The organism is Peribacillus aracenensis (assembly GCF_025175645.1).
GTDB classification, from domain to species: domain Bacteria; phylum Bacillota; class Bacilli; order Bacillales; family DSM-1321; genus Peribacillus; species Peribacillus aracenensis.
Genome location: NZ_JANZMJ010000023.1, coordinates 76,059 through 86,598 on the forward strand (window position 1 = coordinate 76,059; position 10,540 = coordinate 86,598).

Here is a 10,540-nt window from a genome sequence, read left to right on the forward strand (position 1 = left end):
TCACCACAATATATTTTCTTAGTCTGCTACTTGTCCTTTTTCAACAAATAGACAACCGATTCATAAGGACGAAGGATAAAATCATCCTCAAGTTCTTTCGAATCGATATAGTTTGAGAGCAAGAGCTCCGAGTTGTATCCGAATAGGTCCATATCTTTTGGGATCTCGAAGGACGCTTCCTTTGCATAAAAGTTATTGATGACCAAAAGTTTCTCGTCTTCATAACTGCGAACAAAAGCGAACAATTGGTCATGGCCGCCAAGAATTTCCTGGTAGTCCCCATATGCAATGATATCATGTTTCTTGCGTAAGAATATAAGTTTTTGGTAATGATGAAAAATGGAATCCTGATCCTTTAGTGCGTGTTCTGCGTTGATTACCTTAGCATTATCAGGCACTGAAATCCATGGCGTCACTTTTGTAAAGCCTGCGTGCTCCGTATCTTCCCACTGCATGGGAGTTCGAGAATTATCACGGGATTTAGCCTGAAGAATTTCGATTATATCCTGTTCATCCTTGCCTGCCTCTTTTAAAATATTATAATAATTAATCGATTCCACATCCCGATATTGACCAATATCATTGAATTTCGGGTTGGTCATTCCTATTTCCTCCCCTTGATAAATATAAGGGGTTCCCCTAAGCATATGAATGGCTGTTGCCAGCATCTTGGCAGATTCCTTATGATACTCTTGATCATTCCCAAACCTGGATACGATCCTCGGCTGGTCATGGTTGCACCAGAACAGGGCATTCCATCCATTTCCTTCTTGCATCCCATATTGCCAGCTGCTAAGGATTTCCTTTAACTGCCTGAAGTCAAAATCTGCCAGTGACCACTTTTCCCCATCTTTATAATCCACCTTTAGATGATGGAAACTGAATACCATGGACAGCTCCTTTTCAACTGGAGATGAATATTTGATGCAATGGTCAATGGTCGTCGATGACATTTCCCCTACAGTCATCACCTCTACATCCTTCCCAAATGTTTCTTCATGCATCTCTTTAAGGTATTGATGAATTTTGGGACCATCTGTATAAAAGCAGCGTCCATCTCCATCATTGTCATTTTCATAGAAGTCGGGTTTCGAAATAAGATTGATCACATCCAAACGGAAGCCTTTGACACCTTTATCCATCCAGAAGTTAACTACATTGAAGATTTCCTGCCTTACTCTGGGATTTTCCCAGTTAAGATCAGCTTGGGTCCGATCGAACAAGTGAAGGTAGTATTCATCATGTTCCGCTACATATTCCCATGCAGGGCCTCCGAATTTCGAAATCCAATTGGTAGGGGGCTCTCCATCTTTCGATTTCTTGAAAATATAATAGTCCTTATATTCTTTATCTCCAGACAATGCTTTTTGGAACCATTCATGCTCTGTTGATGTATGGTTGAATACCATATCCAACATGATTTGGATATCGCGCGAATTAGCTTCCTTCACCAATCTTTCGAAATCATCCATCGTCCCGAAAACAGGATCAATGGATGTATAATCCGCTACATCATATCCATTATCATTCTGAGGGGAACGATAAAAAGGGGTCAGCCAAATATAATCCACTCCCAGTTCATTCAGATAATCAAGTTTTTCAATAACACCATTTATGTCCCCGATGCCGTCACCGTTCGAATCCTTAAATGACTTCGGATAAATTTGATAGATGGTACTTTTTTTAAAATCCTTCATTATGATTCCTCCTCTGCTATCCCTGATGTCTCTTTTGCCAGTATGGTAAAAAAGAGGGAGAATGCTCCCCCTCCGCGTTATTAAGCATTTAATTTCGTTGTTTTCGTTCTTGTTTTCAAATTCATTTTAGGACGTTTGGAGAATGCAATAGTCAAAATGAATGGCACAACGAAAGCAACTAACATCGCGAGTGCAAACATTCCCATGTGCTGTGGCTGGATGGATAGAATACCCGGGATCCCCCCAACACCGATGGAATTTGCCATTACTCCAGATCCGACTGAAACGATGCCTGCGAAAAGTGAACCGATCATACCGGCTAAGAACGGAAAGCCGTATTTCAGGTTAATCCCGAACATGGCTGGCTCGGTTACACCTAGATAACATGAAATCGTAGCGGGGATGGAAACTTGTCTTTCCTCCTGGTCCTTTCTGTTGATGTAAATCATCGCAAGCACTGCCGTTCCTTGTGCAATATTGGATAATGCGATCATCGGCCATAGGTTCGTACCGCCAAGTTCACTCATGAGCTGAAGATCGATTGCATTTGTCATGTGATGCAGTCCCGTGATGACAAGCGGTGCATAAGCAAAGCCGAAAACTGCAGCAAATAGCCAGCCAACTGATGAATTCAATCCGGAATATACAACCGTAGAAATCACAGAACCGATTTTCCAGCCTAAAGGCCCCAAAATGGTGTGGGCAATGATAACAGTTGGAAGTAAAGCGAAAAATGGAACAACGATCATGGAAATGGAATTATGCACTTTATCTCTCAAGAACCGTTCTAAATATGCCAAGACGAACCCTGCAAGTATCGCTGGGATGACTTGAGCCTGATAGCCGATCATGTCGACCTGGGCAAAACCGAAATCCCAAAAAGGTATGTCACTTGCCTTTGTATTTGCCACTGCATATGCATTAAGAAGTTGTGGGGAAACCAGGGTCAAACCAAGGACGATGCCGAGAATTTGAGTCGTGCCCATTTTCTTCGAGATCGACCATGTAATCCCAACAGGAAGAAAATGAAAAATAGCTTCACCTATCAGCCAAAGGAAGGCATGGACCCCTGCCCAAAATTGGGAAATATCCACAAGGGTCTTTGTGCTATCATCGAACATTTTAATATCGCCGATGATATTGCGGAATCCAAGAATGAGTCCGCCAACGACAATGGCAGGAATCAGCGGGGTGAAAATATCCGCAAGATGGGCAATCATACGCTGCAGCCAGCTCATATTCTGTTTTGCTGCATTTTTCACATCTTCTTTTGACGCTTCCTGAAGTCCAGCTATGGAAACGAATTCATTATAAAACGATGATACTTCGTTCCCGATTATGACCTGGAACTGGCCAGCTTGTGTAAACGTTCCTTTCACAAGCTTAATCGATTCGATATTCGTTACATCCGCCTTGGAGGGATCTTTCAAAGCAAAACGCATTCTTGTCGCACAATGCGTAACCGTAGCAATATTCTCTTTCCCTCCGACATGTTGAAGCAAATCCGTTGCTGGTTCTGTGTATTTACCCATTTCACTACTTCCTTTCCCTAGAAAGCAAAATATAGTTGTTTTTATAACCTGTACGTATAGGTTCTGTATACGCTTTCATATTATCCTGTACGTACAGGTTGTGTCAAGAGATTTTTCCCTCACTTTAATAGGATTGATTATCATGTGATTTCATTTACGATACTGTTATTGCTAATATGGGTGTTCGATAACATCAACAATCTCTCATGTAAGATGATTGGCTATGGGGTTCTTAACATGAATAACTAGCTGAAAAATCCCGAAATAGGGTATAATGTTGACATAACCTCTAAATCAATATTTTAAAGGTTAGCATTAAACAGAGAAATGAGTGATGGACATATGTCTGAAACGAATAAATTTCCACTTATATCAGGTAATCTTTCTCTGGACTTAGTGAACACGGAACTAGTCAGTCGAGGTCAACGGCAAGACTTATTACTTTCAGAACGGGATGTGTTGGACTGGCTTGCTGTAATAAAAGGGAAAAACTCATATTGGGATAATCAGCTATTCTTGAAAATTAAAGAGAGAATTCAGCAGGTATTTATAGGCATTTTAGAAATGCGTACTATTTTAAGAAAACAATTTGAGTTAATTGCAGATGGAAATATGATTCCTGATAAGTTTATCGCTTTTTTAGAAAGTAAAATCGAAAAATCACCTTTCACTTATAAATTAATGGATCAAAGACTTGTTCCAATACCTGTTGGAGAAGCGGAAGATATCCTGCTATCTTATATTGCTTTTGACACATTAACATTAATCGAAGAAAATAAGCTGTCATCACTAAAGCGATGCTCAAATGATGATTGCGTCCTGTTATTTATCGATGAAAGCGGAAGACGCAAATGGTGTTCAATGAAAATATGCGGGAATAGAAAAAAGGTTGCCCGTTTTCAACACCGAAAATCTGATGATGAATGAAGTACCAACTTATTATATAAGTTGGCTTTTTTTATGAAATTTCAAACTAACCATTAAAAATGGATTTGTCAGGTTAGTTCGATTCGTGTAAAATCTAATTATATAAAAAAGGAGTGGTTTTATTGGGCCGTATAGCAGTAGCAAGGAATAAAGAAAAACGTTTTTTTCACCTACGTTATTTAACGAAGATGAAGGGAAAAGGAAGAAGCCCTTTACAGATAAATGTAAAGGACGCAATGACGGGACTGATTGGGGGGTTTTCAACTATATTCGCTTTAATTCTTTTAACAAAAATAACTTCAGCAGTGTGGTTAATGGCTCCATTTGGTGCCAGCTGTGTACTGGCGTTCGGTCTGTGGAACGCGCCGTTATCACAGCCACGAAATATTATTGGCGGCCATTTCGTTTCAACATCCGTAGGTTTAGCCTCCTATCATTTTTTGGGCGATGAGCCTTGGGCAATCGGCTTGGCTGTGGGATTAGCAATTGCCGTCATGATGCTGACAAAAACGACGCACCCGCCAGCAGGGGCAGACCCACTTGTTGTTATGCTAGGTCATTATAGCTGGAGCTATTTATTTACGCCTGTGTTAATTGGTTCCGTGATAATCGTTTTACTGGCATTGTTCATTAATAATTTGCGCAGCAATCGGAGCTATCCAACTTTTTGGATTTGATTGATTTTTAGTGTGTTATTTGCAATGTTTCACTTTCATGAAAGAATTAAAAACGAGGAACTCTCGACTCCTCGTTTTTGTTAGTTATAAGTGCTGGTACTCCTGTAACTAATCAAGGACTCCCATACTTTTTAAGTTCTGTTATCCTTCAGCGTTTAGTTTGATATGCGTTTCTGCAACCTCGACTCCGTTCACAAGGAGTGTTATTCGATGGATTCCCATGTAATGTCGACGGGTCGAGAGGTCTTTCCAATTGTGAATCCTCACTCTTTCAACTCTTTCACCATCCGAGAAATCCCTATCTGCCAAAAGGAAAATTTTCCGGGACGTTTTCTGATTGGCTTTTACGAAATCGATGGCATACTCAATCCGAAGTTTCGCTGTCTTCTCCGCATGCACTTGAAACCCGAAATGAAGTTCACTGGTTTCCCCAATATAAATCGAGTCAGCTTCATTTCTTATAAATGCGTTTGTAATGATATTCGGATCATTCAATACATCCGTGTATCCAAATAATGAAAGGACTTCTGGATCTCCTTGACGAACTAGAGTCCTGCATCCCCGTCGGACAATCCAAATCGTATTGGGCTCTCCGCTTTCATGCCAGCGCTTGGCGGTTTCTATTACGGTTTTGGGATGATCTTTGGCAATATCATTCAAGTTATTGGCCACACTTTTGCGGACATATAGGGACGGGTCGTTTTTCAGGTTCTCTAGTACTTCCAAGACCGGTGCCGGATCGGATTTGAACATCGGTAAGGCTTGCCCCCATGGTAACCTTGGCCGGCATCCTTCACTTGCCAGCCTGCGGACATGCTCATCACCATGATTGGTCCATTCCTTCATCCTCTCGATCATTAAAACGGGATCACGCAAGATAAAAGCACGGATGGCAAATTCGGAGGATGACCTTGCAGTAAAACGCTCCAACGCATCTAGCGATAATGGCCAATCTTTCTTATTCAATCCATGTACCTCGACAAAGTCCGGGAAAAATAAATATCTAAACCCTTCACAATCCTTATCCATTCGATATAAAATTTCCAAAGCCTCTTGATAATCACTTGGAAGATGCTTTCCAAGGGTAATCGAAATATGTCTAATTCGTTCTTTTAACTTCCTCTCGTCCCAATCCTCGTCAATCACTTCTTCTACAAACGATTCAATAGTGAAGGACGGATGTACCCGCTTTACTTTTTCACCGAATTCACGAATGAACGTTTCATTATATAGATCCTTTAAGGGCTCAGCCATTTAATTCACTTCTTTTCTTCAGGTTTGGATACTTGCACTACCTATCAGCTATCATTTCAAATTATGTTAGGGACCTTCATCCATAGAGCGATGCACTGCCAAGCGAACAAAAGCCGCAGCTTACACAAGTCACGACTCTTTCAATTCTATAAAACGATTGGCTAACTAGGAAAATCTACTATACACTATACATCGAAAAATGTACACGAGCATTGACTGGCATCGATTCTCTTATGATATTGTCTCATAGTTCGTTGTTTACAATTCTTGTTCCAAGTTCTCCTTTTAGTGCCGCGTCGACATCGGTTAGGATCATAAATACATCTGTATCGACTTCCTGTGCGCGCTTAAATCCGCTTCGGTCCTTGTCAATTACGGCTTCAATCCCAACCGTCTGCCCATCATCATGTTTCACTACCGGAATGCCTCCGCCTCCAGTAGCAATGACAATTTTTCCTGCCTCTATTACCGGTTTTAATCACTTCAGTCCCAATGATTGATTTCGGCATTGGCGATGGAACGATCCGTCGCCAGCCTCTTCCGGTCTCTTCCTTAACAACCCATAATACCATTCCAAATTCAACAAAAGTACCTAGCATTATAGAAAATGCATCAGTCTTTGATTTTGATTTAACCAAAGAAGAAATCAAACGCATTGATGAAATGAATCAAAACCACCGTGAAGAGCCAACCACTGACAATTTTGATTTTTAAATAGGGTGGAAGGAGATAGACGCATTCAATTTGTCTATCTCCTTTCTGTATAATAACAGGCGATTTATCCAAACTAGTAACAAGATGTGTTTACTATCTTTTTAACCCACAGTTTTGATTTTATATAAATAGGAGGAAATTAGTTGAAATTGAGTTTAAAAGGAAAAACAGCCCTTGTCACGGGATCGACAGCTGGTATTGGCAAGGCTCTAGCGCTTACATTAGTAGCAGAGGGAGCCACTGTTCTTATTAACGGACGAAGGGAAGAAAAGGTACATCAAGCAATTAAAGAAATTCAAACACAATATCCTCAAGCCACTCTTCAACCTGCTATTCATGATTTAGGAACGGAACAAGGATGTCAACAGATGATTGAACAATATCCAGAAGTAGATATTCTGATTAATAATCTTGGCATTTTTGAGCCCATTGAATACTTTGATATACCAGATGAAGATTGGTTTCGATTATTTGAAGTGAACATCATGAGTGGAGTTCGATTAACCCGCTCTTACCTCAAGAAAATGATTCAAAAAAAAGAGGGCAGAATCATCTTTATTGCGAGTGAAGCAGCTATAATGCCTTCTCAGGAAATGGCTCATTACAGTGCAACAAAAACCATGCAATTGTCACTTTCCCGTAGTTTAGCTGAGTTATGTAAAGGCACAAATGTCACTGTTAATACAGTTATGCCTGGCTCAACTCTAACAGAAGGTGTAGAGACGATGCTAAAAAGTCTTTATCCAAATGAACAATTAAGCATAGAAGAAGCTGAAAAACGATTTATGAAAGAAAATCGCTCAACGTCTATTATTGAAAGATTTATTCGTCCCGAAGAAATTGCACACTTTGTTACTTTCTTAAGCAGTCCACTTTCTTCAGCTATTAATGGATCAGCATTACGAATAGACGGTGGATTAGTACGTAGCGTATTTTAAACAATAAGCCTACATAACTTTGTAATCGTTATGTAGGCTCTATATTTCTATTACAAGATTTCTGCGCTAAAACGTTTTTATACGTATATTTTGCTTTCTAATAAATAGGAACAAAATAGTTCTATAAATACTTTTTTCTATGAAGGTTCAAAACCATATTCCACTCCCCTTTTACTATTTGTCTCCCAGTATTATGTGGAAAATTAACTACAAACAAAAAGAGCCACTTTCTGTTAGAGAGTGGCTTTGCATGAGTACGATTACTACTTGTGGGCTAGTATGTAAATAATTACTTAATGCAAATTGCCTTATCTACTGGAAGGAGAAAGCCCGTTCGATTATTTTCCAATTAGTCTTGTTAAAGCCATCCCAAGAAATCCAATCCCCATTCCTAACATCCATCCGATTTGGGAACTCCCTAACAAAGCTCCCACTCCTCCACCAAGAAACATGCAGCCAACGAATACTAATGCTCCAACGCCCCATTTCCGCCGGTCCATAATTCAATCACATCCTTTCAATAAAACATATGCTATTAACTAACTAACCTTTCTTGAAAATGGTTTTTTATTTATTTTGCTAGAGGTGGTATAGTTGTTTGGCCTAGGATTAGCAATGGTCAGGGAATTCAAAAGATGAAAATTGACGGCTTTGAAGGGATTGTAGGAGGTGAATTTAAACTTTTAGTGTCATAACTTGAGAGTTGCGGAACAAACCTTCTTCAACTAAAGCCAGCTAATAGAAGATGGTTGTTGTTCCTTTAAAGGGCGCGATTGTTTTTTTACTTTTTTATTGGTTTTTCCGACGAAACTTAGCCATGTTGTTCTCAGTTACACCAAAATACCCCCCTTGAGAGTCAAGGGGGGTATCGTCTTTCACTTTTATGGTTTATGTATGATTTTATTCAGCTAAAAAAGGATATTTCCTCTAAGTCCTCTTCCGATATCGGCCCCGCCTACGCTAGATATTTTGACAGCGATACAAGCCACCCATCCCATTGTTACAACAATAGCAGGCGTTTACATTCTCAAAGATCACTACACCTAGAATAGGTCTATTCGTGTCTGAAACAGGTGTTTGATACCAACATCGATTGCTGATTTTTTCCAAAGTTTGCATAGACTTTCCCCCTAAAGATACTATCCTTCAGTAATTCCATAAGTATCTTAATATACCCTTTGTCGCATTTTTAAAGTATATGCTTATAACAAACGTACCAAACGCTTTTATGAAGGATGGGGACTACATCTGGAGAGCGGCCCATTATTCACTATTATGAATAAAATGATTTCCCCGATTCGAAAAAATGCTACAGTACAACTTATTACGATTTTCAACTATTGCGCCATTTTTACCGTACAGTGGACTACTTGTTTTGGCAACCCTTTGAGGACGGTGGCTTCATAACCGAGCTGAAGTTTTCTAGACCTAATTATAAAAAACCTTAATAAATAAAGGAGAGTACATAATAGCCATGTATACTATGTACTCTCCTTTTTCTTTTAGTGAAGTGGATACCTTCACAAATATTGGGTTTAATTTTTAGTAAGGTATTGTTTTACCTTATTCGCATCTTCAGAAGGGTATTGATATTCGAGAATACTAGCTACTTCAATAGCTACTTGCTCAAACAAGTCAATTGTTTCAAACAACGAATTCCAAACTTGTTCGTAATCTCCATTAGGATATGTTTTCATCAATCTTTCCCAAATGTCGTTATCAAGGTAGCACTTTAAGTACTTACTGTTTTTTCCTACACTCAATGAAAAATTGGTTTCTATACCAACTTTCCACCCAAGTATGGTTAGTAACATTTCTCTTACACTATTTAAGTGGTCATAAGCGTAAAGTATTTCTTGTCTCCATAGCCCTTTTGCTACATAAGTTGAAACCCACCAAAATTCATTACAACAATCAGCAAAAAATTCAGCAGAAGGCTTTTTTACCCAGTAATCTTTATCTGTTGGTTCAGAAAGCTTAGGCATATCCCCATCTTTATCTAATAAAATAACTGTTAATCCATCTTCAGAGCAATAAATATCTTTTTCCTCAATCGGAATCAGCATTAAATCAATTCTATTACCATCCTCAAATAACATTAGATAGGTGAATCTCCCACCCAACTCAGGTGGAAACATTGCCATATCTTCTGGTGTTTGCATTATCATTCTTTTCCCAAAAACATTTACCCAATCAGGATTGATTAGAAACGATTGAAAGTCAGATACAAGATAAACAATATCATAATCTCTGAAAGTATCTTTAGGTACATTAAAATTCGTTCGAGAACCATTCATTGCAACAGCTCGTACTCTCTCATCTTTCTCGGCAACTCGTAATATCAATTCCATCATTTCTTTTTCTGAACGCATTTTTTCTCCTCCTAAATATTTAATTTCTTAATACATATTTCTATCAGGAGGTCCTCTAATTAGTAATAAACTACGTTATATAAAATGATCTATTATTGACATCCTAAGTCCTCCAATTATTTTATGATTAAAACTCAAATGTATAAAAGTTGTTTTTAATTATATCACTATCCTACAACTATAGTTGCATAAGAAACTTCTATGGCGGCGCTCCTCGCCGCCACCATCTACTACGAAAATCTAAACTCAAAAATAGAGTCTAACCCATTAACCCCTTGACGATAATGGATGATAACAATACGACCAGGCTGAACTTTTTTTGGTGGATCTTAAGGAAGATACCCTGTATAAGAAACTGGTTGTGACAGTATGGAAGAACCATTTAGTGTACTGCTAGTACGTATACAAAAATTTTTGTAACAAATCTCC

9 protein-coding genes and 1 pseudogene are annotated in these 10,540 nt (G+C 39.0%); 4 read left to right on the plus strand and 6 right to left on the minus strand.

What is annotated here, in order from left to right; all coding sequences use genetic code 11:
• Positions 1 to 26 precede the first annotated feature (26 nt).
• Both treC and treP read right to left on the minus strand, forming a co-directional pair.
• Entirely contained in the window at positions 27 to 1,697 is a 1,671-nt protein-coding gene (treC, locus tag N0M92_RS20190) for an alpha,alpha-phosphotrehalase (protein WP_311202582.1), read from the minus strand.
• 80 nt (positions 1,698 to 1,777) lie between these two features.
• On the minus strand, positions 1,778 to 3,229 hold the full coding sequence (treP, locus tag N0M92_RS20195; protein WP_260287509.1) for a PTS system trehalose-specific EIIBC component: 1,452 nt from the start codon (positions 3,227 to 3,229) through the stop codon (positions 1,778 to 1,780).
• A gap of 342 nt (positions 3,230 to 3,571) precedes the next feature.
• On the opposite strand from treP, the gene N0M92_RS20200 reads away from it, so the two are divergent.
• Positions 3,572 to 4,156, plus strand: coding sequence for a CGNR zinc finger domain-containing protein (locus N0M92_RS20200; RefSeq protein ID WP_260287511.1), 585 nt, complete (start codon positions 3,572 to 3,574; stop codon positions 4,154 to 4,156).
• 122 nt (positions 4,157 to 4,278) lie between these two features.
• Entirely contained in the window at positions 4,279 to 4,833 is a 555-nt protein-coding gene (locus tag N0M92_RS20205) for an HPP family protein (protein WP_260287512.1), read from the plus strand.
• Positions 4,834 to 4,974: 141 nt separating this feature from the next.
• Here the strand turns inward: N0M92_RS20205 and N0M92_RS20210 are convergent, their stop codons facing one another.
• Entirely contained in the window at positions 4,975 to 6,087 is a 1,113-nt protein-coding gene (locus N0M92_RS20210; protein WP_260287513.1) for a DNA alkylation repair protein, read from the minus strand.
• 244 nt (positions 6,088 to 6,331) lie between these two features.
• On the minus strand, positions 6,332 to 6,502 hold the full coding sequence (locus N0M92_RS20215) for a hypothetical protein (RefSeq protein WP_260287514.1): 171 nt from the start codon (positions 6,500 to 6,502) through the stop codon (positions 6,332 to 6,334).
• 152 nt (positions 6,503 to 6,654) lie between these two features.
• Here N0M92_RS20215 and N0M92_RS20220 point away from each other — a divergent pair.
• A pseudogene (locus N0M92_RS20220) lies at positions 6,655 to 6,801 on the plus strand (aldo/keto reductase); the annotation flags it as partial.
• A gap of 143 nt (positions 6,802 to 6,944) precedes the next feature.
• Entirely contained in the window at positions 6,945 to 7,739 is a 795-nt protein-coding gene (locus N0M92_RS20225; RefSeq protein ID WP_260287515.1) for an SDR family NAD(P)-dependent oxidoreductase, read from the plus strand.
• Between the two features lie 338 nt (positions 7,740 to 8,077).
• Here the strand turns inward: N0M92_RS20225 and N0M92_RS20230 are convergent, their stop codons facing one another.
• Positions 8,078 to 8,239, minus strand: a complete 162-nt coding sequence (locus N0M92_RS20230) for a hypothetical protein (protein WP_260287517.1) — start codon at positions 8,237 to 8,239, stop codon at positions 8,078 to 8,080.
• 1,035 nt (positions 8,240 to 9,274) lie between these two features.
• Positions 9,275 to 10,111 (minus strand): aminoglycoside 6-adenylyltransferase, encoded by an 837-nt coding sequence (locus N0M92_RS20235; RefSeq protein ID WP_260287519.1) that lies wholly within the window; start codon positions 10,109 to 10,111, stop codon positions 9,275 to 9,277.
• Positions 10,112 to 10,540 lie beyond the last annotated feature (429 nt).